The following is a 23,329-nucleotide window of genomic DNA, read 5'->3' as shown; positions in this document are numbered from 1 at the left end:
TGGCTCGATTGTTTAGCGCAAAAACAGGATTCCAAGTATCGACTAAATCGATTTATCCCGCGCAGCCCAGCGCCTATCGGCTTCCGCGAAGGCATCGCCGCGCTGCATTCCCATGGCGCGCAGGGCGAGTGCCATGGTCGCGCGGACGGCCAGTTCGCCGTAGGCATCTTCGGCTTCGCCGCGCCAGAAGGCGGCCAGGTGCGCCGGGTCCAGCGTTTCCGGCTTCACGTGGCGCAGCGGCGACAGCGCCGGCCATTCCTCGTCCCAGGCTTCGCCGTTGCGGCAGCCATAAAGGTGGGAGGTGGCGTCGGGGTTCATCTCGATCTCGCCGCCCTCGCCCTTGATGACGATGGCGTAGTCGCCGAGCAGGCGGCTGCCCTCACGGTGCACCTCCTGGTAGCCAGGGTGGAAGATGCTCTGCAGGACGCAGGTTGCGCCCAGCGGGTTGAGCAGGCGCACGGCCGAGTGCATGGGGGAGCGCAGGCCCAGGGTGTTGCGCAGGTCGATCATGCGCTGCAGGCGCGGCATCCAGTCGACCAGCGGGGCGAAAGCGATGCCTTTGGCGTCCAGTGCAGCGCTGACGGAATTCCAGTCACGGCACAGCGGCAGGCCGAGCTGCTCCAGAAGCTGTTCGCTGTAGACCCGGCCGGCGGTATGCGCGCCGCCGCCGTGCAGCAGGATACGGGTGCCGCTGCCTCCCAGGCACTTGGCGGCCAGCAGGTACCAGGGCAGGTGACGCTTCTTGCCGGCGTAGCTGGGCCAGTCGAGGTCCACGGCGATCTTCGGTGCCTGTAGGCGGGAGCGCACGGCTTCGGTGAAGCCGGCGAGTTCCTCAGCGCTTTCTTCCTTGTGCCGCAGCAGCATCAGGAAGGCACCCAGCTGGCTTTCCTCGACCTTGTCGTCGAGGATCATGCCGAGGGCTTCGCGGGCTTCCTCGCGGGTCAGGCCGCGCGCGCCGCGCTTGCCTTTGCCCAGGATGCGGACGAACTGGGCGAAGAGGTGTTCGGCGGGTGTCTGCAGGACGAGCGGGGAGGTGGTCATAGGCAATTGGTCGGCTTCGGCAGGCCGGCGAGCTTGGCGGCAAGCTTGGCCGGTGTGCCTTTGAACAGGAGGTTGAGGTGCAGGCTGCTGCCTTTTTCCGCGCCCAGCTTCTGGGCGACGTACTTGATCAGCGGACGGTTGGCCGGCGAGAGCTGGAACTCGCCGTAGAACTCGCGCAGCAGCAGGAGGATTTCCCAGTGTTCGGGAGTCAGGTGGATGCCCTCGTTGTGCGCCAGGGCCTCGGCGGCGACGTCGCTCCAGTCGTTCAGATCGACGAGGTAGCCGTCCTTGTCCAGCGGCAGGGAGTGGCCGTTGACCAGTAGAGTGCTCATAGCCAGGCGTTCACCTTGTCGAAGCGAGTGCAGAGCTCGACGAAGCCGGGGTAATCGACGGTAACGACGTGGGCGGGGGTATCGTCCATGCCGCGGGCCTGAAGGTCTTCCTGCAGGGCGAATAACGCGTTGCCAGTGGGTAGCGCCTGGAGCGTCTGTGCAGGTTTGCTGCCGGGTCGCAGCGCGTAGGTGGCATCGCCGCTCAGCAGGATTCCATCGTCTGCCCCCAGCAGGAGCAGGCAACTGTCGAATCGGCCGTCATTGAATGGCGAGTGCGAGAGCAGGTGGAGAGTAGCCATCAGATCGTGATCACCTGGTCATGGGTTTGCAGCAGGTTGCGCAGCGCGACATCGTCCAGCGCCTGAGCGGGCAGGGTCAGGCTGGCGCTGTCCAGTCCGCGTTCGGCAAGGCTGTGGCTGCTGGTGTAGAGCGCTTCCACGCCGAACAGTGGCAGGGCTTGCAGATTGGCCTGCAGGTCCTTCTGTTCGACTGTGCTCGGGCGCTGGCCGGGAGCGAGCTGGAACACCCCGTCATCTAGAAAGAGCATCGAAATCGGCAGGTCGAAGGCGCCGCCGGCCAGGGCGATATCCAGCGCCTCGCGGGCGGCGGGGCCGGCCCAGGGCGCCTGACGGCTGATGATCAGCAGGGACTTGGCCATCAGTTGCCTCCGAAGCAGACCAGGCGGTCCGCCAGTTGCGCTGCTTCATGCAGCTGGCCGAGGCCGGACAGATCCCAGGGCGCGTGCAGGTTCGCGGCGGGACGGGAATAGCGGTTGGCCTCTTCCTGATTGAGCACGCCCCGACGCAGCGCAGCGGCAATGCAGACCACTCCGTCCAGTTGGTAATCGGCGACGAAGCGCGACCAGGCGGCGGCGACGTCCAGCTCATCCTGGCTGGTGACGGTGTTTGCCGAGGCGCTGTGCACGCCGTCCTGATAGAAGAACAGCCGGGTGATTTCATGGCCGCCGGCCAATGCAGCCTCGGCGAAGCGCAGGGCGCGCCGGGCTGCCGGCGAGTGCGGCGGGGAGAAGAGGGCGATGACGAACTTCATGGAGCAGGCCTGATCGGCAAATTTTCGCTGGATGATACGGCGCTATGCAGATGTTTGCCGCGCCGAAAATGAAAAAAGCCCGTCGAGACGGGCTTTTTCCTGGGAGGCGCGAGGATCAGTCGTCGCTGCCCATGATGCCAAAGATCTGCAACAGGCTGATGAACAGGTTGTAGATCGACACGTACAGGCTGATGGTGGCCATGATGTAGTTGCGCTCGCCACCATGGATGATCGCGCTGGTCTGGAACAGGATCATCGCCGAGGAGAACAGCACGAAGCCGGCGCTGATGGCCAGTTGCAGGCCGCTGATCTGGAAGAAGAGCGAGACCAGGACGGCGCCCAGCAGCACGAAGAAGCCTGCGGTGATGAAGCCGGACAGGAAGCTCATGTCCTTGCGGGTTGTCAGTACGTAGGCGGACAGGCCGAAGAACACCAGGGCGGTCATGAAGAAGGCCGAGGAGATAATGCTCGCGCCGTTGGCCATGCCCAGGTACATGTTCAGGATCGGGCCGAGGGTGTAGCCCATGAAGCCGGTGAGGGCGAAGGTGCTGACCAGGCCCCAGGCGCTGTTGCGCAGCTTCACGGTGAGGAAGAACAGGCCGTAGAAGCCCAGCAGCACCACGAAGAAGCTGGGGTAGGGCAGACGCATCTGCTGCGAGGCGAAGGCTACCAGGCCGCTGAAGGCCAGAGTCAGGGCCAGCAGGCCGTAGGTGTTGCGCAGGACGCCGCTGACCTCTTTCTGCTCCACGGCTGTGGAGTCGAGATATTGCCGTTCTTGCATGTCGAGACACTCCTGTTTAAGCGGGATACGGATCCATGACCGTAGTGGTGCTCATCATAACAGAGGGAAAAGCGTGCTGAATCATCAGAGTTTGACAGTGTGTTGCGATCCGGTAATATTGCCGCCCGCTCATGTGGAAGCGTGGCCGAGTGGTTTAAGGCAACGGTCTTGAAAACCGTCGACGGGCAACTGTCCTAGAGTTCGAATCTCTACGCTTCCGCCACTATTACAACGTTGAAAGCCCCGCAATGCGGGGCTTTCGCGTTTCTGGCGATGAAGCACCACTTGTGGGGTCTCCTTCCAATTTCACATCGCGCTCATGGCAATTGCATTGCGCAAGTTGAACAACGTCAGAAAAGGCAGTCATCCCGATAGATGATTCTGTAGGGCGTTGATCCGCTCAGTTAAACTTCAAGCACCACTCTCCGGAAAATCCTGAATGAACCAAGTCGAAGATCTCGAGCGGCAGATGCGCGAAGCGCTGGGCGTTGCTCCGAAGAAAGTGAAAACCACTCGGGAAGCCAGCAACCCCATGCGGGGCTATCTGATTGTTCTGAGCGTGCGCGCAGAAAGTGGGCCCGCCTTTCGCTTCGAGCACCGTTCGCGCTCTCTGAGTCGCACCGAGGCGATCCTGGAGGCGGAAAAGGCAGCGCGCGCCGCAGGCTACAAGCCGTGGGCCCTGTTGGATGCCGTTGAAGCCTGAGTTCCATCTGCATTGCAGTCGATCCTTCCTGGCAGAGAATTTTCCGGTACGGCCGTCCTAGACGGTCTGACAGGTATCTGTCAGCATTTATCCCGCCTGCACTGCATTTCTCTGGCGCTTGCATTTTGGCGAACCGCTTCCAAGCTAGGTCGTAGAGCTGCTTTCTGTTAAGGTTCGGCAATTGTTCGGAGTCCCTTTTCGGGGCTCGCCATTCCATTCTGTTCAAGGGGTGCTGCGTGATTAAGGTGCTGGTGGTCGATGATCACGATCTGGTGCGCACCGGAATTACCCGCATGCTGGCTGATATCGACGGCCTGCAGGTCGTCGGGCAGGCCGACTCCGGCGAGCGTGGGCTGCAACTGGCGCGTGAGCTCAAGCCCGATGTTGTGCTGATGGACGTGAAGATGCCCGGCATCGGCGGCCTGGAAGCCACCCGAAAACTGCTGCGCAGCCAGCCCGATGTGCGCGTCGTGGTGGTAACGGTGTGCGAAGAGGACCCATTTCCGACTCGCCTGATGCAGGCTGGCGCCGCCGGCTATCTCACCAAGGGCGCGGCCCTGGACGAGATGGTCCAGGCGATTCGCCAGGTGTTTGCCGGCCAGCGCTATATCAGCCCGCAGATCGCCCAGAACCTGGCGCTGAAATCCTTCGAGCCGGAAAGAAATGCATCGCCGTTCGATACGCTGTCCGAGCGCGAGATCCAGATCGCGCTGATGATCGCCAACTGTCACAAGGTGCAGAGTATCTCGGACAAGCTGTGCCTATCGCCAAAGACCGTGAATACCTACCGCTACCGCATCTTCGAGAAGCTCTCGATCACCAGTGACGTCGAATTGGCGTTGCTGGCTGTCCGGCACGGCATGGTCGACGCCAGCAACTGATCATGGCGCAATCGTTCGATTCGGCGGCGTTCCTGGCCACCTGCAGCGGGCGGCCGGGCGTCTATCGCATGTTCGACGCCGAGGCCAAGCTGCTGTATGTCGGCAAGGCGAAGGATCTCAAGAAGCGTCTCTCCAGTTATTTCCGCAAGTCGGGGCTCGCGCCGAAAACGGCCGCCCTGGTGGCGAAGATCGCCCAGGTCGAGACCACCATCACCGCCAACGAGACCGAGGCGCTGCTTCTCGAGCAGACGCTGATCAAGGAGTGGCGGCCGCCTTACAACATCCTGCTGCGCGACGATAAGTCGTACCCGTACGTCTTCCTGTCGAGCGAGGACCCGTTCCCGCGCCTGACCATTCACCGTGGTGCAAAGAAGGCCAAAGGGCGTTACTTCGGTCCGTACCCCAGTGCTGGTGCCATTCGCGAAAGCCTTGCGCTGCTGCAGAAAGCCTTCTTCGTGCGTCAGTGCGAGGAGAGCTACTACCGCAACCGCACGCGCCCGTGCCTGCAGTACCAGATCAAGCGCTGCAAGGCTCCTTGTGTCGGGCTGGTGAGCGAGGAGGAGTACGCCGAAGACGTGCGCCACTCGATCATGTTCCTCGAGGGGCGGAGCAATGTGTTGGCCGAAGAGCTGTCCACCAGCATGGAGCAGGCGGCGATGCGCCTGGACTTCGAGAAGGCGGCGGAATTACGCGATCAGGTGCAGATCCTGCGCCGCGTGCAGGACCAGCAGAGCATGGAGTTTGGCACGGGTAATGTCGATGTGGTCGCAGCCATCGTCAATCCGGGCGGCGCTTGCGTTCACCTGATCAGCGTGCGCGGCGGGCGGGTGTTGGGCAGCAAGAATTTCTTCCCGCAGGTTGCGATCGAGGAGGAGGTGGGCGACGTCCTGTTGGCCTTCCTCGGACAGTACTACCTCAGTCATCACGAGCGCGATCTGCCGAACGAGTTGATCGTCAATGCCGTGCATGAGGACTTCCCGATCCTCGCTTCGGCCATTGAGGAGTCCCGTGGTCGCCTGCTGGAAATTACTCCGCGGGTCCGAGGCACTCGTGCGCGCTGGCAGCAGTTGGCCGTGACCAATGCAGAACAGGCCCTGGCCGCCCGCCTCGCGAACCGCCAGCACATGGCTGCGCGCTTCGATGCGCTGGGCGAGGCGCTGGACTTGCCGGAGCCGCCGCAGCGGCTCGAATGCTTCGACATCAGTCATTCCAGTGGCGAAGCGACTGTGGCTTCCTGTGTGGTCTTTGGGCCAGAGGGGGCGCTGAAGTCGGACTATCGCCGCTTCAATATCGAGGGCATCACAGGCGGCGACGATTACGCCGCCATGCACCAGGCGCTGACGCGCCGCTTCAGCCGCCTGAAGGAAGGCGAGGGCAAGATGCCCGACATTCTTCTGGTGGACGGCGGCAAAGGCCAGCTGGCGATGGCCCAGGAAGTGCTCCAGGAACTGGCAGTAGTGGGGCTGACGTTGCTCGGCGTCGCCAAGGGCGTTACCCGCAAGCCCGGCCTGGAGACGCTGTACCTCAATGACGCCGAACATGAATTCACCTTGCCCGCCGACTCGCCCGCGCTGCACCTGATCCAGCAGATCCGCGACGAGGCGCACCGTTTTGCGATTACTGGCCACCGTGCCCGGCGCGGCAAGGCTCGTCGCACCTCCACATTAGAAGACGTCGCTGGCGTCGGTCCCAAGCGCCGTCGTGACCTGCTCAAGCATTTCGGCGGGTTGCAGGAGCTGGGCAGAGCCAGTATCGATGAAATTGCCAAAGCCCCCGGTATTAGCAAAAAGCTGGCAGAGCAGATTTATGCTGCACTGCACAGCGAGTAGAATGCCGGCTCAACTCGCAGACCTTCCGACCCGATGAATATCCCGAACCTGCTCACACTGCTCCGCGTTCTGCTCATTCCGATCTTCATCCTGCTGTTCTATCTTCCGTTCCCGGCTAGCCACCTGGCTGCCAGCTCCGTATTCGCCCTGGCTGCTGCCACCGACTGGCTGGATGGCTACCTGGCGCGCCGCCTGGGGCAGAGCACGCCCTTCGGTGCCTTCCTCGATCCGGTGGCGGACAAACTGATGGTCGCCACTGCGTTGGTGCTGCTGGTGGAAGAGCACGCGAACCTGTGGCTGACGCTGCCGGCGGCCATCATCATTGGTCGAGAGATCGTGGTCTCTGCGCTGCGCGAATGGATGGCGGAGATAGGGGCGAGGGCGCATGTCGCCGTTTCCAGTCTGGGCAAGTGGAAGACCGCGGCGCAGATGCTGGCGCTGGTGATTCTCCTGGCCAATCCGCCGCTGATGACCTTCTGGGTCCTGGTTGGGTATGCGCTGCTGATCGTTGCCGCCATCCTCACCCTGTGGTCGATGCTGCACTATCTTGTGGCGGCCTGGCCGCACCTGAACACGACCCCGAAAGAGAAATAAGTATTTTTGAATCAAGGAGTTGACAGGCATTTCCAAATCGTTAGAATGGCGCCCGTCAACACGACAACGCGGGAATAGCTCAGTTGGTAGAGCACGACCTTGCCAAGGTCGGGGTCGCGAGTTCGAGTCTCGTTTCCCGCTCCAGATTTAGATGATTCGCTTGAGTCATCCGTGTTATGGCTGAGTAGCAGAGTGGTTATGCACCGGATTGCAAATCCGTGAACGCCGGTTCGATTCCGACCTCAGCCTCCAATAGAAAAGCCCTGTAAATCAAAGATTTACAGGGCTTTTTCTTTAATAGTCCGCTGCAGGGATTGCGAGTTTCAGCAACTTGCGCAGGGGGAGTGGGGCTGTATATAGTCCAGCCCTTTCCAGGCTTGCTCCTGGAAACACTGCAACGCGCTGCCGCCCGGATGGCGAAATCGGTAGACGCAGGAGACTTAAAATCTCTCGCCCTTTGGGCGTGCCGGTTCGATTCCGGCTCCGGGCACCATCTTCCTCTTTCCCGATTCGGTACAGACTGCATGCCTGAGTCGAGCGAGCACTCCAAATAATAGAAACCCGGCCGAGGCCGGGTTTTTTATTGCTCGCCCATTCAGGCTCCAATATTGGCTATCGAGCGTAGCTTTGCACCGGCTTTGACGATACGGCGCTGGCGCAGCGGCTCGGCTGTCTCGTAGAAGTTCTGCAGCGGGACCTCTTCCTTGAAGTGGTCGGCATCATGCTCCTGGAGCGGGCCGTATTCGGTCGCCAGGTCGCGGCGAATACGCCCTACCAGGCTGGTCAGCAGCACTTCATTACGTTGCTCTTCCAGGCGCACCACGCGACAGGCGATGTGTTCGCCCGCGTTCTTGCTCAGCGTCATGATCAGATTGCCGTCCGGTCGAGCCGTGAAGCTCACTTCGAAATCGGAGAAGACCTGGCAGAGGTATTGGGCGGCCGGCAGATGGTCGATTGGCATGGTGTCGTCCTCGGCAGTGAATGGGCGGTTCCTTCCCTTTTCATTGCAGGGGACGTACCAATCTGGGTCAAATAAAAAATCCTTTAAAATCATCAGGTTGAAATTACTTCTCGTCTCGCTTTCCATGCAGCTTGCATGGGAAGGTGCAAATGCCATGGCATTTTGCACGACCGATGATTTCAATGCGGGATGGGGTGGTGTCGCGAGGGGTCCGCTTTCGCTTTGTGCTTGGGCTTCTGCAGGCGGGCCCGGCGCATCGGTACGCGAAGGATGGCCCACAGCGTAACCACTGCCAGCAGGACCCAGCCGAAAATCATGAGCGTGACGAACGTGCCTGGATTCATATCGATATCCTCACCCCTCCCTAAGGGTAGTCCACCGTCATCGGTGCGCTGTCCTTTCGGTTGAGCGGCATTTGTCCCCGGAGGTTCCATTCAATGACTTGTCTGGCCGAGCGGTATCTGATATCTGTATGCGTATACAGTATATGGGGCAGGATCATGCAGCAAGCCATTCTGGAAGTTCATGATGTGGTGCAGCCTGGCGGAGTGGTCGGCGCTGCGTCCCTTCATACCTACATAGTCCGTGCATGTGGCGAAGGCATGACGCAGGCGGGCATTCACGACTGTGACCTGCTGCTGGTCGACCGCTCGGAGCTGGCGGCTCCTGGCGAGATCGTGGTGGCGGCGCTCAACGGTGAGGCGTTGATCCGTCGCTTAGCCATTGTCGACGGTTCGTTCGCGCTGCAGGCAGCGAGCGATGGCTATCCGACGCTGAAGGTCGAGGAAGGCGATCAACTCTCAATATGGGGAGTAGTGCGCCAGCGGCTTTCCGGAAGCGACGTTGCGCAGGGCGCCTGGGCATAGAGTTGCTGCGGGATGGAGCAGGATGCTGACCATTTGCCAGTAACTTCGAGAACTAAATCAGGGCCTTGATGGTCAGATGCGCGTGCCACTGGTTTCGCAAGTCCTCACAAGAGTCGTGCAGCTTGCAATCCGGGGCATTGTAAGGCGGGCGCAGCCTGATTAGACTGCGCGCAACTCGCACCCCTGTCCCTCTCGAAGGACTCCCATGATCAAGAAATGTCTGTTCCCGGCCGCCGGCTACGGTACCCGCTTCCTCCCGGCCACCAAGGCCATGCCCAAGGAAATGCTGCCGGTGGTGAACAAGCCGCTGATCCAGTACGCCGTTGAAGAGGCACTGGAAGCCGGTCTCGGTGAAATCGGTATCGTCACTGGCCGCGGCAAGCGCTCTCTCGAAGATCACTTCGATATCAGCTACGAGCTGGAGCACCAGATTCGCAACACCGACAAGGAAAAATACCTGGTCGGTATTCGTCGCCTGATCGACGAATGCACCTTCTCCTACACCCGTCAGGTCGAGATGAAAGGTCTGGGTCACGCGATCCTGACCGGCCGCCCGCTGATCGGTGACGAACCCTTCGCCGTCGTGCTGGCAGACGACCTGTGCCTGAACCTCGAAGGTGACAGCGTTCTCAAGCAGATGGTCAAGCTGTACAACCAGTTCCGCTGCTCTATCGTGGCGATCCAGGAAGTGCCGCCGGAAGAGACCAACAAGTACGGGGTGATCGCCGGCGAGATGATCCGCGACGACATCTACCGCGTGAACACCATGGTCGAGAAGCCGAAGCCCGAGGACGCCCCGTCGAACCTGGCGATCATCGGTCGCTACATCCTGACTCCGGACATCTTCGACCTGATCGAGCAGACCGAGCCGGGCAAGGGCGGTGAAATCCAGATCACCGACGCTCTGATGAAGCAGGCCCAGGATGGCTGCGTGCTGGCGTACAAGTTCAAGGGCAAGCGTTTCGACTGCGGTAGCGCCGAGGGTTACATCGAGGCGACCAACTTCTGCTACGAGCACCTCTACAAGACTGGCAAGGCCTGGTAATCCCGGACCTTTCCGCTCTACGGGAAAGCCACCTTCGGGTGGCTTTTCCTTTTTCCGGCCTACATCGAGCGTGGAATCGGCATCGTCTCCGAGCCCGGGCCGAGCGGTTGGCCGTAGCTGAACTCGACGTAGTTGCCGGCCGGGTCGCGCAGGCCACTAAAGTAATCTCAGTACATGGGAAAATTACGAATGTTCCTGCACAGCGACCTGAAGGAGTATCAGCCTCTGTCTCTTATGGGATCGGCATTTCCTCCGATCCTGGTCCCAGCGGCTGGCCGAAGCTGAACTCGACGTAGTTACCTCCAGGGTCACGAAGACCGCAGTAATAACCTACAGGGTAGGGCTCTTGTCGAGGAGCCCAGATCAGGCAGTCCGCGTCCTGCGCTTCCTGCGCGATCCGGTCCACTTCCGCGTGACTGTCGACGGCAAAGCCGAAGTGGCTGTAGTCGTCGCTGGCCAAGTGGCGTGCCTCGCCGCCGGGCATGATGACGAAGATGAAGCTGTGTTCCTTGCCCGGTTCGGCCATCCAGACGATCCGCGAGCCCTTGCCCTCGCGCTGATGGATGATGCGCATACCGCAGAAGCGTTTGTAGAAGGCAATGCAGGCATCCAGATCGGGAACATGCAGGGCCAAATGAGTCAGGGTAGGGCGCATGGCGACTTCCTCCTCGTTGCTCTCGGCAGGATAGGTCAGGCGTAGACGCCGAGCATCTATCTCTGAAGCGCGGCAATGGCGACCTGCACGGGGTGCCCGTCGCATGCTCTGTTGTGGTTGTTAATCAGTGGCCTTTTGATGTTAGGATGCTATGACGGTCTTTTGATCTAGGGCTTTGACTTAGAATAAAAAGTGTTTTTAGCAATTACATCAAAGATATTAGGGATAATACTTATGGCATATAGAAATGGAAACTACTGCGCTTTCTACGTGGCTGAACCATTTAGCGAGTCTGGGCTTAAGGCTTATGCATCTCCGGACTTTGTTTATTACAACATGCTAAGGGCGTGGAAAGGTAAAGATTCGACCTTTCCATTCAACGATTCTCACGCAAAGACTTATAGCGTAAGAGATGGTAGTGATTGGGAGAAGACGCTGAAGCCTAGGCTGCGAGCGCGTCTGCAAGAGTCTAAGAATATAGTCCTGTTTTTAAGTGGAAATACTTTGGCCTCCAAGGCTCTTACAGAGGAGATTGAATACGGAATAGAAAATCAAGAGCTCCCTGTGATTGTGATCTATCCCGACTATTCAGAAAAATCCCAGTTGTTGCGCGATGGAAATTTAAAAAGTGAAGTTAAGGCCCTGTGGGATAAAATTCCTGCATTTAAGAGGCTCATGGATAATGTTCCCACGCTCCATATCCCATTGGATAAAACTCTTATTTCGGCGGCGTTAAATAATCCGGATTTCTCTGTTTCAACAAAAAAGGAAGCAGGGGTGTTTCGTTACGGAAATTAAGTTTTATTAATTTGATTGCCTTAGGGAGATAGGGTTTTGGCCAAGGTAGGTTTTCTTGATAAGGTGCTGCGAACAAATTTCAAAGAGAAAGTATCTTGGATTAGTACGGTCCTTTCTTTGGTTTTGATATTCGTCAGCGTTCCAGATAAATACAAGTTGGCTTTGGGGGTGCTATTCTTAGCTCTGCTAGGACTGTTCTATGTTTTCAACTGGGTCAGGTCTAATTCACTTAAGTCAGTTAGCCTGAATATTGAAGGAAGTACGGTTGTCGTGAAGGCTGGAGATATATTCGCCGAGCAGGACTTCAAGGTCATTGCCTTCAACGAGTATTTTGATACTCAGGTTGATAACAGGGTGATATCCGATAAGTCACTTAATGGAGTGTTTATTAAAGAAAAGCTGCCAGATTCGGTAGAGAGTCTTGATCGTTACATAGAAAGCTATCAGTTTGATGAGGGTGATCTCGTAGATGTCAACGAAGCACGAACTCTAGGAAAAAAACAGAAGTATGAAATAGGGACGATATGTGTATTTCATGAATTCATACTGACAGCATTCTCGAAATTTGATGAAGCCAATAGAGCAGTGCTCACAATGCCAGAATATCTGGCCTTCTTAATAAAATTCTGGGACAAGATAAATGCGGTATACGCCCAAAAGAGCGTTTCAGTTCCTGTTTTTGGTTCGGGAATAACTCGCATTAAGGAACATAAGAATATCAGCGACGAAGAATTGCTGAAGATTATGCTGTGGACGTTCAGAATTAGCGAGATGCGGTTTAAGTATCCGGCAAAACTCACTATAGTCGTGCATGAGGATAAGATTAGCAAGGTGAATCTGCTGGATATTCAGTCTGCTAAAAATGGGATATAAGTTTTGGGTTCTTGGTTATTGACTTTGGTGCGGGTCAGCAAGGAGCGCTAGCCATGCTTAAAGCTCTGCTTTTGACTTTTTTGGCAAACATAGCGGTTGCCCATTCCGCCACTTTCGACGATTACGAATGTACCGATGACTGTTCAGGCCATCAGGCTGGCTACGATTGGGCAGAAGAACACGACATCAGCGATGAGTCGTCTTGTAGCACTGCCTCGCAGTCATTCAGTGAGGGATGCGAGTCATACGTAAGCGGCGCAGCAGGAAGTATCACAGCTGACGACGATGAGGATGATGGCGAATCGTTGTAAGATGATGAAGGCGAAGAAAATTGATTAGTTGGATTTGATCGGGTCGATCCAGTGGTCTTATGTTATCGAGGTTTGGTATGTTTAGTGAGATTTTTATTAAAGGGGAGGACCGAACGCAAGAGCTGCGGCAGTTTGCTAATACGGTGGGGCTGAATAGATCTGCAGAAGGTAGGTATAGTTCGCTGTTTTTAGCTCAATTATTTATTCAGTCCTTTGAGCTAGGGGTTTTAAATGCTGAGCGAGTAGTCGTAGAAATTGAGGCACTAGAAGGAATGCGTCAAAGCCATACGAAAGCCCCAACCGCATTTAGAAAACCCCCGCTACAAGGGTTGTGGCATAAGCATCATACCGTAGATGGAATTTCTTCAATGGCGATGAATATGCTCAATGGCATAAGGAAAGATGGGATTCCTTGGCTGGAAAAATCTGTTAAAGAGGCTATGGACTCAGGCGAAGAGCGCTTCGTTACAGAGGACGATATAAGAAAAATTTGTAATGATGCGGTTGTCGGAAATTACGAGCGTCGCTTTGAAGCTAAAGAGATGACAGGGGAGTGGATCGTCTATGCTTGTCACAAAGAGAAAAATTATTATTTGTGCTTAGGGGCGCACAATACAGGCGATGACGTGATACGACGGCAGATTGATTCGGCGTGTGTGCCCGAGTTTCCTTTTCTTGAGGATGTTCTTGTTCCCTGGGGAAAGGCCCCTTCGAATTAATACACCATTTCCTTGTAGGGTTTGATGCAGGGGAGCGCTACCTTGCCCCTCCCCCAATTATCCGAAAATCCTTACAGATTAGACGCTCCCGAGTCTATCTCTTGCCTGAGCCTGTTCTTGGCTAAATCGTTGACTGAATTGTTGTAGACAGTAGCCGAGCTGCTTCTTATGTCGCCTGTATAGCGTTCAATTTTGATTGAGATTTTCTTCCCTTCCCACCAGACGATATCGTTTGTGAACTCTCCGCCAGCTCCAGTTCTTACAAGTTCCTGATCAGTCTTTGTGGGTTTACCATATCGGCTCTCAAAAGTAAGCTTGAGCTTGTCGAAGTCGTCAGATAGAAGTTTCAGATAGACGTATTGAATAGAGCCGTCAATGGTATTGGCGTCCATGGTGTATCCAACCCCAATTTGTGGTAGTCCTCTGAAGCTGTAGTACTTTCCATCGTAAGGCTTATCGTGGCAAAGCGTCGCTGGAGCTGGACCGTCATATAGGTCTGGGCACACCGGAATCTGGGGGGCTATCCCCTGAAAAAGGTCTATTCCAAGGAACGAGGTGGGTTCGGCTGACCACTCACTGCGTTTCTCTACAGCGTGTGTAGGGATGGCTGCCGCCAGCAGTGCGGCCAGGATTGTTTTTCTGAGCATGATTCCTCCTTGAGTGGTGCGATTGAGCTAAGCGTGAAAAGTGTCAGACGATACATTCGTTTTTGAATGTCACGATTAGTGTGTTCACGATTAGATCACATCAGAAGACGATGCGCGAATGCAATCCCCATCTCTTCGCCATCAATTCGGTCATCGTGTCCGAGAGCTTCGTTTAGCCAGAGGCTGGACGCAGGAAGCTTTCGCAGATCACTGCGGCTTCGCCAGGACCTACATGTCACGGATTGAAACCGGTGGGGCCAACCCAAGCCTTGATGCGATCAAGACACTTGCGGACGCGCTAGAGGTCAGTCTCTCTACCCTTTTTGAAGGGCTTTAATCGCCTTCTCTATAGCTCCTCGCCGGCTGTGCAGCAGCCCCGGTTCGCCCCTTCTCTATGATCCTGATTGATGTCCCAGCATGGCGGCCCAGACGGGCTGCTCGGCGCTCGTGAAAAAATCATTCACCAATAGCGACGAACGGCGGAAGCCAAGCGGCATAAGGGGTTGGAACGAGAGTACAGGCCGATTGCCGGCCTATCCAAAAGTTATCCACAGGATTTCCCACTTCGCACGCCTTGCAAGCACTTCGGGTGCCCATTATCTTGGGTGCCGTAGACGAGAAGCACCCGATATCTAGGGGTTTCCGTCTAGCTGTTAGCTGTGGATAAGGTAAGAAGATTACGAGTGAAGACGCTTCCGTCGACCAAAACATGGCGTCTCCACCCGTACCACCAGAGCCGCACGACAGCAAAGTCGTTAGCCCTATAGGGGACGCCATTCAGCACACTATTGCCCAAAGTAGTCAACGGGCAATCTGCCGAGTGGTGATCCTCTAGACAGGCTGACTTGTTCACTGCCTTTAAGAGGATTCCTCCATGGCAAATTCCAAGCAGACCTCGGGCAAGGTCGCCAAGCAAGCCGCCCAAACCCTCCGTGATCCCAATGCATCGGCTACGGCTAAGAAGCTAGCGGGCTCCGCTCTGGCTCAGTCGTCCAGTGATAAGCAAACCGGCAAGGACATGGAGGCGTTTGCCTCGATGGTGCTGAAGTCGCCGAAGTACAGCGACGCCACGAAAACTCTGGCTGCGACGGTAGTTGCGCAGTCTGACGAGCAGCGCTAAGGAGGCCGGATCATGACTGTGTATCTCGTGAGCTACGACCTCAATACTCCTGGGCAGAAGCACCAGAAGTTGCTGGAAGCTATCAAGAAGTATCCGGGGTGGGCGCGGATTTCTGAGTCTTGTTATGCGATTAAGACAAATAGCACTGTCCAAGCAGTTTATGACGCGCTGGCAGCTATTATTGATCGAAATGATCAACTTTACATTATCACCGTTTCGAAGCCGTGGACTGGCTTTGGCCCGAAAGAAGTAAACGAGTGGCTGGATTCCAATTTGTAATGCCAAGCTGCCCAGGGATGGGCAGCTCTCACTTTCAAGGATAAAGAAGATATGGATACGCCGTATACTTCAGATGTATTCACTACATGGTCGGCTGAAACATTATTCGTGACGGCGGTATTGTATCCGAAGATGGCCGAGTGCTGCTGATCCCACCTATTTGCATCGGTTTTCATCTTGTTCAGGCAGCGGTTCGACATCGTAAGTTCGAGAGTTTAAAAGATTACTTTTAAGTCGCCTCTCTACGCTTAGAAGGAAATACCATGGGAACGGCGAACTGAATCCGCGATGCTTGGCCCACCTTATCCTTTAGTTCGCCGCCAGTTTGGAGGCCGAAAGATGCAATACCTACCTTTAATCCCGCAGTCCCTTTAGTCTCGCCTTCGGTGGTTACAGCCACATCAAATGTCACTCGCTCAACTAGGCGTCCCCGCTTCTCACCTTCTGGTTGTTCTATAACGCGACCGAAACCTTGGGCGTTGTTTGAATGGGTCGCTAGGTTGATGGGATTAACTTCTGCGTCGGTATCCGCGAGTGCTTCGTTTGCTGCCAAGATACCTTCTGCAATTTGCGTGAGGCTACTAGCGATGAAGTCCTTGAGGTCCATGATGACATCCTTGAAATTTAACGGGAGAGGCTGAGGGGCTTTTAATGGGTTGCCGTGTTTGCTGGAAGGCGGCGAAGGTCTAATGTCTTCACCGGAAAGCACAGTGCAGTACCAATTCGAATCGGTTTGTGCTCAAGTACCTCCGCTATGCCGTGTTTTTGAAATTCATTGAGTAGCATCTTGGCGCCGGAATCGCAATTCCGAATCATATCATTGGCGAACGTTGCAGACTTGTCGCTTGATGCATAGATTAGCTGCATGGTTGGTGGGAGATAAGTCGTCTCGTAATAAGGTTCCTTGTGAGCGTTAATGTCGACGTGCTTACCAAGCTCACTATCAACTATCATACCGATCCTGTTGCTCTGTATAAAATCTCCGGGGATGCTGCGGGTAATCGCGAGATGCCAGCCAATAGGTTCGCTCTTTGCTTGATGGTCGGAGTTCAGTATCAGGTAGGAGGCGTGATGCTGGTAAGGGATTTCCGAAGACAATACCTGTAGAGGTTCTTTTACTACGTAAATGCAGCAAGCGCTAACCCTATACCCCTGATGAATTTCGTTCAGGGTGTTAGTGTCGACAGCCATCAGGTAATGGAAGCGTTGTTGTAATTCTGAAAAGTCTGTTGACAGCAGTGAAAAGTCGGTGACTGGGGCGGAATATAGAATCTTGTCATCCTTTCCGTCTCTCTTGTGAGTTATCTGCCGCCTAATGGTGCTGGGGTGAATTTCAAGAATATTCAATTGATTGGTTGCTGGGTCTAGCTGGATAGTTAGCGATGAGACTTCACCGGCCGAGCTTCCGTATATCCACGTTTTTCGTGGAAGCATGTTTTTGTCCTTGTTGCGCTTCTTCTTTCTATTCTTTTTCATGCACAACCATCCCGGTTGAGATATCGGTTGGTTTAGAAATATCACTGAAATTGCTAGCTTGTGGCTTGCATCAGCAGATTATAGTAGAGCACCCTGAGCCCTGATGGCCATGGGTTTACGAGGAGATTTGGAAACAGTTTGCGGTGTTAGGAGCTGCCGGCCAAAGCTGGCTCGGTGCTTAATCCCCGCGCTAGGTGGCCCAGGATGGCGTTCTAGGTTCTCCAAAATATGCCGCTGGTAGGTACTACCCCTGACCGACAATACAATACAGAGCATCCTATAGGGCTTTGCGTTGATCCCTGAGAATGGGCTAGCACTAGATACAACAAAGCCGCCTTCGGGCGGCTCTAGGTATGGATCAGAAGAGTCAGGCGGTTTCGGTCATTGCTCTTTTCGCCCGTTGAACCGTTGCAGTGGATACGTTCAAAAGATCAGCGATAACACGGATGCTCTTGCCTTCCGAGAGCAGCACCTTGATACGTTTGTGCTTGTCTTCATCGACCGGGCGACCTTGATACTTACCCTCAGCCTTACCCTTGGCGATTCCCTCAGCCTGACGACGGCGGCGGTCGTCATAGTCCTTACGGGCTACAGCGGCCAGCATATCCAGCATCATCTCATTGACAGCGGCGAGCATCCGACCTGTGAACTCATCTGCCGCACTGGCAGTGGCGAGGTACTGGTGAGAGGTCGGAAGGTCCAAGGCCACTACCAGTACACCCTTAACCTTCATTTCTGCGCGTAGCTTGTTCCAGTCGCCTTCTGTGAGTCGGGACAGGCGGTCCACTTGTTCCAGCAGAAGTACGTCACCCGGTTGGGCATCGTTCAGCAGTCGGAAGAGTTCGGGCCGATCCAACTTCGCACCGGATTCGTTCTCTACGTAAAAACTGGCGATCTTCTGTCCACGCTCAGCAGCGAAGTTCACCAGTGCAGCACGAGCACGGTTGGCATCTTGTTCGTCGGTCGAAGCACGAAGGTAAGCGCGGATAAACATGTTGAGTTCCCTCTGTAGTCGTTTGGATGGGTTAAGACTACACGTAGTCGTTAGGGTTGTAAATGCATATTTACGACTACAGAAAAAGGGCATGTTTTCGACTACTTTCGATGTAGTCGCTCACGTATACCCTGTGACTACACCCGGAAAACACCATTCCTGATGGTTTTGGCTGTGGTTAAAAAGTGATCAGCAGTATGGATTTGGAAGTATCAGCAGTGATGAACAACTTCCGATCAGTGGCGAGGGAAGGTTGCTTAGCCTCCGTATGGGTAACAGTGTGATGGATGGGGAGGTGTAGCGGTATCCAGATACAAAAAGCCCCACCGATTACCGGCAGGGCTCATGTAATTCGAATAGATTCGCAATTGATGTCAGGCAGCTTGCCGGTATTCACCCGGTGCGTATTCGTCCGGGGCGTACTCCACGCCAGCAGCAGATAGAAGCTCCTCGATAGCTGGTATCGGGTACGGGGGCCTAGAGCAATCCTTCGACCATACGAACCGGGCATGCTCTACAGCCGATTGCATGTTGGCGGCGAGCTGTAAGGGCGCGTAGTGAACTTCTTGAGCAGTACATAACCCCAAGGCTTCCATCGCGCTCCAATACTGTCTGCACTCCTCTAGCACGTAGGTGAACATACCCAGCACGTCGGTTTCTTCGTCCACAAGCGGTATAGGGGCAATGGAGGATAGCTTGATACGTCTGCGTAGCACTCCACGACAGAAGGAACTGGACACATCCAACCCCTGAAGCATGTTGTATGCAGTGGGGATGAACGTAGCCGTCTCCAATCGGGTAGCCTCTGATCTAGCCAACGCATCTATCCGCGACTGACTGAAACCTGTGTCCTCTTCGACCTCGCCCAACTCGGTATCGCAGTAGGCGTAGCGAAACGGTTTCCACGATGTATTGGGGATAAGGGAATCGTAACCATACTGAGCCCTCCATAAGCAGAAGACCTGGACCAGTGGAAGCATGGCAACGCAGTTCTCGCGGTGTCTGCCAACGGGCAACGTCGTGGCGAATCGCTGGAGTTCGGACCGTAGGACATTCAACGGCAACTTGGCAGCGTAGTCAGGGACATACGTCTTCTGGCCTGTCTGCTGAGCTTCTAGGGCCTGTAGCTTTTCGAAATCCGTCTCCAGCAACTCAGCCAGAGTGTAGGGCCGGTCCAGAGGATTCAGTTCCCTAACAGTGCCAATCCGGTTGTGGATTCTCCGAGCCATCTCCGCCTGACCGGTACGTTTGAGAACTAACCCGTCCATACTCAGGTAGCGATCCAACTCCTTGCCCAGCAATTGACATAACTTCTCTACAACGACCTTCTTAGGCGTTTCCGTAGTTACGAGGAACCGCCGCCTTAAAGACGTTCTAGGGATGCTACGGCCTGCCCAATGCGGGACCGACTTCGCCCCGTGCTGCTCATTTAGCTTGCGAAGACCGATGAAGACGTTGGAGCCGTACGACAGGCCCACCGTAGCTGTGCCGTTCAACTGTTGAACGTGGCAAATGGGGTACTGATCGTTCTGATGACCATCTTGCATCCAGCCCCGGCACGCCTTGGCCGTAGAGACTAGAGCAGCGAATTCGTGCAAGTCCTCAGCAGTCATCCCGCGATACGTTTCGACCGAACCACAGCGCTGAGAAAATCGCACCATGACGTTGAGGGTGCCCGTTTCCTCGAACTTCGCCTTCCGCCTCTGATCCTTGGTCGGCTTGGGTGCCTTTACGCTGCGTTCCAAAGCCTTTGAGCAGGCTCTACTGCATGTTGCACGCCCGCCCGGCCGTCTGAAGAAAGGTTTTCGACACTTTGGGCTTTCGCAAATGTGCTCAAGCTGCTTGTCGGTATTGCTCTTGGTCATCGGAATCCTCATGCGTTGGGATGAATAGTGGTTGTGCTGCCTCGCTGAGCAGAATGTTGAGCATGTGGGTAGGGTTAACCTCGCCTCTAGCCTCCATAATCCTGAGCAGATTCGTTTGTGATCTTTCGTTCAATGCGATACGCATTTCTTACCTCCTAAAAATGGGTTTTGTGTAATTTCCGAAAAGTTGAAACCCTTACGGCAGTAGGGATGGAGAGAGAAATTGCGACAAATTCCTACCTACCTGCGGCCACTACTTTTGCTTTTCGCAGAGCGCAGAAAACCCGCGCTGATCAGTTGGCTTCTTTCAAGGAAGCTTGATCACGCAGGGTGCGTTCTTCAAAGGATTCAACCATCATTGCATGATCGATAGAAATTGTCAATGATGGTCAGGTGGGATGGTACTCAGCTCTCAGCTCTGCAAGCGCACGTTCACGAGCTTCCGCTGCTGCTTTCTGCTCAGCAGCTTGGCGCCGCTTCTCTGCATCTCTAGCGTTGCGCTCAAGGCTAATTTCAACCTGTCTGGACGTCTCAGCTGCATTCAGTGCATAGCGGTCGGCTTCATAGTGATCAGTCGCTACCCGGCGAATCTCGACCAACTCAGCGTCGATAACGTGTTGGGGCTTCCGCAAAGTCACATCAATCACCCCATCGACAACATCAGCGTACTTATCGAGACGGAGCGTGTAGCCAAGGTCATGCAGTTCTAGCAGCTTAGGTAAAGCAACTTTGAAGGGACTCTCGCGGAAGTTTACGTTGGCAGCTAACCCGGCCTCAACAAATGTTGTTACACCCTTCAGATACCTGGCCTCATGATCTTGGATCACTGCTTGCAGTTTGTCGGCGTCAAACTTATACAGGTCGAACTCTAGAACATCTTTGCCGTAAACATATTTCTGGGTCATATATTATTTTCCTTTTTGTCTGAACATGCCGGCAATGGACTTCCTAAACTCTGGAGTTGCTGGCTTATGTCCTTCTGATTGTGATTTGAGTTGTCGAGATGGTCGAATAATATCGGAAAGCTCAACATAATGATCGGTTGGTAAAGTAGCTGCTAGTTTCTCGTAAGCCTCAACTTGGGCTTCATTTGCTTCTACGAAATAGCTGTTAAAGCTAGTGTAGATAACGTCGGCTGTGCCGAGAATTACGTTATGGTCACGATGCACGATAAAATAACTCATGCCGCGTCCTGCTGCTCAATATCGTTACCGTCGATGTTGTTTTGTTCATCGAACTTTCGTTTAAGCTCGGCTTGAGTTGGAACGGCCTTGCTTCTAAAGGCTTTATTGCTGCACTTACGTGAACAGTATTTGGTTAGAATGCTACGTGTGTAGAAAGGAGTACAACAACGGTGACAGAATTTTTGGTAAATCTTACGCATAAGGATGCCTCTCGTATTAATTTGAGTGAGTATTCGGATTGAATGTATAAAAAGAAGGGCACCGAAGTGCCCTTAATCAACATGGAGGTTTACATCCCGCACTGCGTAAACCAAGCAGCTCTATTACGCCTTGCAAAGCGTCGCGGAAGGAACAGTCATAATGACCATCTAAAAGGAATTAGAGCCCGTATATCACCTGCACGGACGGGGCAGAGGCAAAGCCAACTATCGAATCTCCCAAGACAATAGTTAGCTTGTGATGCTTAGAATAGAGTGCTGAGCTACGACCGGAGGATGGGTAGTCGTAGTCAGCAAGACCAGCGGGAGGACGACGATTGGAAAGAATCTGAAAGGATGTAAGAAACTTTATTGCCCTACAACTCTATTATACCAGAAGTTCCATTAAAGGCAAGAGTTAATTAGCATTAAGTTGATCTTTTTGCGAATTTAGGGGCTCTCGGTTATATTTATATGAGAGAGTTCGTATTATTGAAGGCTTCAGGGAAGTTGTCCGGGTTCAGTAGCTCTTCTACACCATTAGCGAGCACCTTGAAGGACTTGGTTTTCCTAATGTAGCCAAGGTAGTGCAGTGTACCTAATGCAACCTCTGACGCTTGTGGTAGTAGTCTCGTGTCTCTGAGTGATAGCTTGCCGTCAGGCTGTACAAGCACTCCATAGCCGCCTAATTGCAGCAAGCGATTGTATGAATTGAAATCATGCGAGAAGTAATACGTCATAAATTCCTTGACCAGTGGTGCGGATGCCTCATCGTGGGTGATAAGTGAAATCCAATCATTGATAATCCTAGGGTCTATGGATGAGTCTGGGGTGGCTTCCAGTTTGCCTATCGCCTCTCGTAATTCGTCACGCTGTCGAACGCGTTGAGTATATCGTTCCCGCAAGCCTGTATCGTTCTGATTGATTAGGAGTAGGGATTCTGTTGCAAAAACTTCGCGCTCGGCTGTCTCTAACTGGCCTTGTAGCTTTATTCTTTGTCGTGCTAGCTCTGGTAGCCTAGAGTCCTGAAAACCCTTAAATAGATATGGCAAAGTTGTTCTAGATGCGTAGTATCTGGCAACTGGGACTGGCAATGTAAAACCATTTGAACAGCTATGAACTCCACTGTTCCTATTGGGGCACTTCAATCTGTCGGTGACAGTGTTGGGGCCGGCATTCACGAATAGCATCTTCGCATTGCACTCAGAGCAGTAGAGAAGTCCTGCAAGTGAAAATTTTCTGGCGTTAGTGAAACCAGGTGCTGAGGTTTTATCTAGCAAGTCTTGTGCTTGATAAAAGTCCTCATCTGATACTGCGTGGTCAAATACCTTTTGCAGAAGCTCTCCATCTTCCAGTTTGCTCTTGCCATCTATCTTGATTTTTTTCTTGCGCTGCCAGTCGCCTATGACAGCTCTGTTTCGTAGCAACTTCCGCAGGCTTGCGACATTGGCGAAAGTTAAGGCATGCTCGCGATGAATTGAACGTAAAGAATCGCCATTCAAGAATCGCTTGAAAACATCACGAACAATGTCAGCCTTCTCTTGGATCAGGACGCCGTTAGAGTCGAGCCAGAATCCCTGCCGCTTCTTGATTGGTTTCCCCTCTGACGCATCCTTCGCCCTGGCGTCATAACTGTCTACGATACGGCCAGATAACCTAATGGAGTATTCATAGGCACCACGAGCTTTGAAAAGGAACATAAGTAAACTGTCACCCTTTAAAGACTCAGCGTCGTATCTCGTATCGGACTCAAGGTCAATTAGCGTTATGCCGGCACGAATGATAGTTCGTAGGGGCTCAATGGCCTCTAAAGGTTCTAGTCGGGTTAGACGGTCGATAGCTTCGATGAGAATTACTGAGCCGGGCTCAATCATCCCTTTCTTGATTGCTTCTAGTAGGGCGCCAAGGCGGCCACGTTCTATATGAGCGCCAGTGCCACTTAAGCCACGATCGTCATATGACTCGGTTGAGCGTTCATAGCCGGGATTCCTAGCTAGCCACTCATCCACCTTCTTTTGCTGGCGATCCAAGGACGATCCGCTCAACTGTTCCTTCGTGCTGAAGCGGATGTAGGGGATAGCGACGGGCATGCAGGCCTCTGAAATTGTCCCATGTGTACAGCGCATTA

29 protein-coding genes and 4 tRNA genes are annotated in these 23,329 nt (G+C 54.4%); 17 read left to right on the top strand and 16 right to left on the bottom strand.

Features of this window, described 5'->3' with window-relative positions:
- Positions 1 to 42 precede the first annotated feature (42 nt).
- The 6 genes from IB256_RS09980 to IB256_RS09955 form a co-directional block, all read right to left on the bottom strand.
- A complete protein-coding gene (locus tag IB256_RS09980) occupies positions 43 to 1,041 on the bottom strand; it encodes a glycosyl transferase family protein (RefSeq protein WP_192296178.1) in 999 nt (332 codons plus the stop codon).
- On the bottom strand, positions 1,038 to 1,373 hold the full coding sequence (locus IB256_RS09975; RefSeq protein ID WP_151187240.1) for a TusE/DsrC/DsvC family sulfur relay protein: 336 nt from the start codon (positions 1,371 to 1,373) through the stop codon (positions 1,038 to 1,040). The genes IB256_RS09980 and IB256_RS09975 overlap by 4 nt, the downstream gene beginning before the upstream one ends.
- Positions 1,370 to 1,672 (bottom strand): sulfurtransferase complex subunit TusB, encoded by a 303-nt coding sequence (gene tusB, locus IB256_RS09970; protein ID WP_192296177.1) that lies wholly within the window; start codon positions 1,670 to 1,672, stop codon positions 1,370 to 1,372. Before tusB ends, IB256_RS09975 begins: the two co-directional genes overlap by 4 nt.
- A complete protein-coding gene (gene tusC, locus IB256_RS09965) occupies positions 1,672 to 2,031 on the bottom strand; it encodes a sulfurtransferase complex subunit TusC (RefSeq protein ID WP_192402374.1) in 360 nt (119 codons plus the stop codon). The genes tusB and tusC overlap by 1 nt, the downstream gene beginning before the upstream one ends.
- The gene (gene tusD / locus IB256_RS09960) at positions 2,031 to 2,423 is read right to left on the bottom strand and encodes a sulfurtransferase complex subunit TusD (protein WP_192402371.1); all 393 of its coding nucleotides are present in this window, start codon (positions 2,421 to 2,423) and stop codon (positions 2,031 to 2,033) included. Before tusD ends, tusC begins: the two co-directional genes overlap by 1 nt.
- Positions 2,424 to 2,538: 115 nt before the next feature.
- Complete coding sequence (locus IB256_RS09955; protein WP_024765156.1) at positions 2,539 to 3,204, bottom strand: Bax inhibitor-1/YccA family protein; 666 nt, start codon at positions 3,202 to 3,204, stop codon at positions 2,539 to 2,541.
- Positions 3,205 to 3,339: 135 nt separating this feature from the next.
- Between IB256_RS09955 and IB256_RS09950 the strand changes: the two genes are divergently transcribed.
- The 8 genes from IB256_RS09950 to IB256_RS09915 all read left to right on the top strand — a co-directional run bounded on the left by IB256_RS09950 (position 3,340) and on the right by IB256_RS09915 (position 7,704).
- Positions 3,340 to 3,427: transfer RNA gene (locus IB256_RS09950), tRNA-Ser, on the top strand.
- Positions 3,428 to 3,643: 216 nt separating this feature from the next.
- Entirely contained in the window at positions 3,644 to 3,907 is a 264-nt protein-coding gene (locus IB256_RS09945) for a hypothetical protein (RefSeq protein ID WP_225594994.1), read from the top strand.
- Between the two features lie 236 nt (positions 3,908 to 4,143).
- Positions 4,144 to 4,788 carry a UvrY/SirA/GacA family response regulator transcription factor gene (gene uvrY, locus IB256_RS09940; protein ID WP_017517075.1) on the top strand — a complete coding sequence of 215 codons (645 nt, stop codon included), beginning with the start codon at positions 4,144 to 4,146 and terminating at the stop codon, positions 4,786 to 4,788.
- Between the two features lie 2 nt (positions 4,789 to 4,790).
- The gene (uvrC, locus tag IB256_RS09935) at positions 4,791 to 6,617 is read left to right on the top strand and encodes an excinuclease ABC subunit UvrC (RefSeq protein WP_192402369.1); all 1,827 of its coding nucleotides are present in this window, start codon (positions 4,791 to 4,793) and stop codon (positions 6,615 to 6,617) included.
- 33 nt (positions 6,618 to 6,650) lie between these two features.
- Positions 6,651 to 7,211: a CDP-diacylglycerol--glycerol-3-phosphate 3-phosphatidyltransferase gene (pgsA, locus tag IB256_RS09930; RefSeq protein ID WP_192402367.1), complete on the top strand. Its 561-nt coding sequence runs from the start codon at positions 6,651 to 6,653 to the stop codon at positions 7,209 to 7,211.
- Between the two features lie 68 nt (positions 7,212 to 7,279).
- A tRNA-Gly gene (locus IB256_RS09925) sits at positions 7,280 to 7,355 on the top strand.
- Between the two features lie 34 nt (positions 7,356 to 7,389).
- Positions 7,390 to 7,463: transfer RNA gene (locus IB256_RS09920), tRNA-Cys, on the top strand.
- 155 nt (positions 7,464 to 7,618) lie between these two features.
- Positions 7,619 to 7,704 (top strand) — tRNA-Leu (locus IB256_RS09915).
- 102 nt (positions 7,705 to 7,806) lie between these two features.
- Here the strand turns inward: IB256_RS09915 and IB256_RS09910 are convergent.
- Positions 7,807 to 8,298, bottom strand: a complete 492-nt coding sequence (locus IB256_RS09910; protein ID WP_192296172.1) for a DUF3509 domain-containing protein — start codon at positions 8,296 to 8,298, stop codon at positions 7,807 to 7,809.
- 374 nt (positions 8,299 to 8,672) lie between these two features.
- Here IB256_RS09910 and IB256_RS09905 point away from each other — a divergent pair, with 374 nt between their 5' ends.
- Both IB256_RS09905 and galU read left to right on the top strand, forming a co-directional pair.
- A complete protein-coding gene (locus IB256_RS09905) occupies positions 8,673 to 9,038 on the top strand; it encodes a LexA family protein (RefSeq protein WP_192402365.1) in 366 nt (121 codons plus the stop codon).
- A gap of 205 nt (positions 9,039 to 9,243) precedes the next feature.
- Positions 9,244 to 10,083, top strand: coding sequence for a UTP--glucose-1-phosphate uridylyltransferase GalU (gene galU / locus IB256_RS09900; RefSeq protein WP_024767166.1), 840 nt, complete (start codon positions 9,244 to 9,246; stop codon positions 10,081 to 10,083).
- 232 nt (positions 10,084 to 10,315) lie between these two features.
- On the opposite strand, the gene IB256_RS09890 is transcribed toward galU, so the two are convergent.
- On the bottom strand, positions 10,316 to 10,738 hold the full coding sequence (locus IB256_RS09890; protein WP_192402363.1) for a VOC family protein: 423 nt from the start codon (positions 10,736 to 10,738) through the stop codon (positions 10,316 to 10,318).
- Positions 10,739 to 11,008: 270 nt separating this feature from the next.
- Here IB256_RS09890 and IB256_RS09885 point away from each other — a divergent pair, with 270 nt between their 5' ends.
- The 4 genes from IB256_RS09885 to IB256_RS09870 all read left to right on the top strand — a co-directional run bounded on the left by IB256_RS09885 (position 11,009) and on the right by IB256_RS09870 (position 13,439).
- The gene (locus tag IB256_RS09885; protein WP_318653562.1) at positions 11,009 to 11,536 is read left to right on the top strand and encodes a TIR domain-containing protein; all 528 of its coding nucleotides are present in this window, start codon (positions 11,009 to 11,011) and stop codon (positions 11,534 to 11,536) included.
- Between the two features lie 36 nt (positions 11,537 to 11,572).
- Positions 11,573 to 12,409, top strand: a complete 837-nt coding sequence (locus tag IB256_RS09880) for a macro domain-containing protein (RefSeq protein WP_192402359.1) — start codon at positions 11,573 to 11,575, stop codon at positions 12,407 to 12,409.
- 53 nt (positions 12,410 to 12,462) lie between these two features.
- Positions 12,463 to 12,720, top strand: coding sequence for a hypothetical protein (locus IB256_RS09875; RefSeq protein ID WP_192402357.1), 258 nt, complete (start codon positions 12,463 to 12,465; stop codon positions 12,718 to 12,720).
- Positions 12,721 to 12,797: 77 nt separating this feature from the next.
- On the top strand, positions 12,798 to 13,439 hold the full coding sequence (locus IB256_RS09870) for a hypothetical protein (protein WP_192402355.1): 642 nt from the start codon (positions 12,798 to 12,800) through the stop codon (positions 13,437 to 13,439).
- Positions 13,440 to 13,510: 71 nt separating this feature from the next.
- Here IB256_RS09870 and IB256_RS09865 read toward each other — a convergent pair whose 3' ends face one another.
- Positions 13,511 to 14,086 carry a hypothetical protein gene (locus tag IB256_RS09865; protein ID WP_192402353.1) on the bottom strand — a complete coding sequence of 192 codons (576 nt, stop codon included), beginning with the start codon at positions 14,084 to 14,086 and terminating at the stop codon, positions 13,511 to 13,513.
- A gap of 118 nt (positions 14,087 to 14,204) precedes the next feature.
- Between IB256_RS09865 and IB256_RS09860 the strand changes: the two genes are divergently transcribed.
- From IB256_RS09860 to IB256_RS09850, 3 genes are all read left to right on the top strand, one after another.
- Entirely contained in the window at positions 14,205 to 14,423 is a 219-nt protein-coding gene (locus IB256_RS09860; protein WP_192402351.1) for a helix-turn-helix domain-containing protein, read from the top strand.
- Positions 14,424 to 14,960: 537 nt separating this feature from the next.
- A complete protein-coding gene (locus IB256_RS09855) occupies positions 14,961 to 15,206 on the top strand; it encodes a hypothetical protein (RefSeq protein ID WP_192402348.1) in 246 nt (81 codons plus the stop codon).
- 12 nt (positions 15,207 to 15,218) lie between these two features.
- A complete protein-coding gene (locus IB256_RS09850; protein WP_192402346.1) occupies positions 15,219 to 15,485 on the top strand; it encodes a SinR family protein in 267 nt (88 codons plus the stop codon).
- Positions 15,486 to 15,714: 229 nt separating this feature from the next.
- Here the strand turns inward: IB256_RS09850 and IB256_RS09845 are convergent, their stop codons facing one another.
- The 7 genes from IB256_RS09845 to IB256_RS09815 all read right to left on the bottom strand — a co-directional run bounded on the left by IB256_RS09845 (position 15,715) and on the right by IB256_RS09815 (position 23,291).
- A complete protein-coding gene (locus IB256_RS09845) occupies positions 15,715 to 16,092 on the bottom strand; it encodes a hypothetical protein (RefSeq protein WP_192402344.1) in 378 nt (125 codons plus the stop codon).
- A 41-nt stretch (positions 16,093 to 16,133) separates the two neighbouring features.
- The gene (locus IB256_RS09840; protein ID WP_192402342.1) at positions 16,134 to 16,961 is read right to left on the bottom strand and encodes a hypothetical protein; all 828 of its coding nucleotides are present in this window, start codon (positions 16,959 to 16,961) and stop codon (positions 16,134 to 16,136) included.
- A 367-nt stretch (positions 16,962 to 17,328) separates the two neighbouring features.
- Positions 17,329 to 17,955: a recombinase family protein gene (locus IB256_RS09835; protein WP_192402340.1), complete on the bottom strand. Its 627-nt coding sequence runs from the start codon at positions 17,953 to 17,955 to the stop codon at positions 17,329 to 17,331.
- A 374-nt stretch (positions 17,956 to 18,329) separates the two neighbouring features.
- Positions 18,330 to 19,820: a hypothetical protein gene (locus IB256_RS09830; RefSeq protein ID WP_192402339.1), complete on the bottom strand. Its 1,491-nt coding sequence runs from the start codon at positions 19,818 to 19,820 to the stop codon at positions 18,330 to 18,332.
- A 389-nt stretch (positions 19,821 to 20,209) separates the two neighbouring features.
- Complete coding sequence (locus IB256_RS09825; protein WP_192402337.1) at positions 20,210 to 20,725, bottom strand: hypothetical protein; 516 nt, start codon at positions 20,723 to 20,725, stop codon at positions 20,210 to 20,212.
- Between the two features lie 3 nt (positions 20,726 to 20,728).
- Positions 20,729 to 21,004, bottom strand: coding sequence for a hypothetical protein (locus tag IB256_RS09820; protein ID WP_192402334.1), 276 nt, complete (start codon positions 21,002 to 21,004; stop codon positions 20,729 to 20,731).
- A gap of 667 nt (positions 21,005 to 21,671) precedes the next feature.
- Positions 21,672 to 23,291 carry a recombinase family protein gene (locus IB256_RS09815; protein WP_192402332.1) on the bottom strand — a complete coding sequence of 540 codons (1,620 nt, stop codon included), beginning with the start codon at positions 23,289 to 23,291 and terminating at the stop codon, positions 21,672 to 21,674.
- Positions 23,292 to 23,329 lie beyond the last annotated feature (38 nt).

The sequence above is a fragment of the Pseudomonas sp. PDM17 genome, from assembly GCF_014851985.1.
Taxonomy (GTDB): Bacteria; Pseudomonadota; Gammaproteobacteria; order Pseudomonadales; family Pseudomonadaceae; genus Pseudomonas.
The sequence above is the reverse complement of the archived record's forward strand: the minus strand, read 5'-3'. Positions and strand labels throughout refer to the sequence as shown.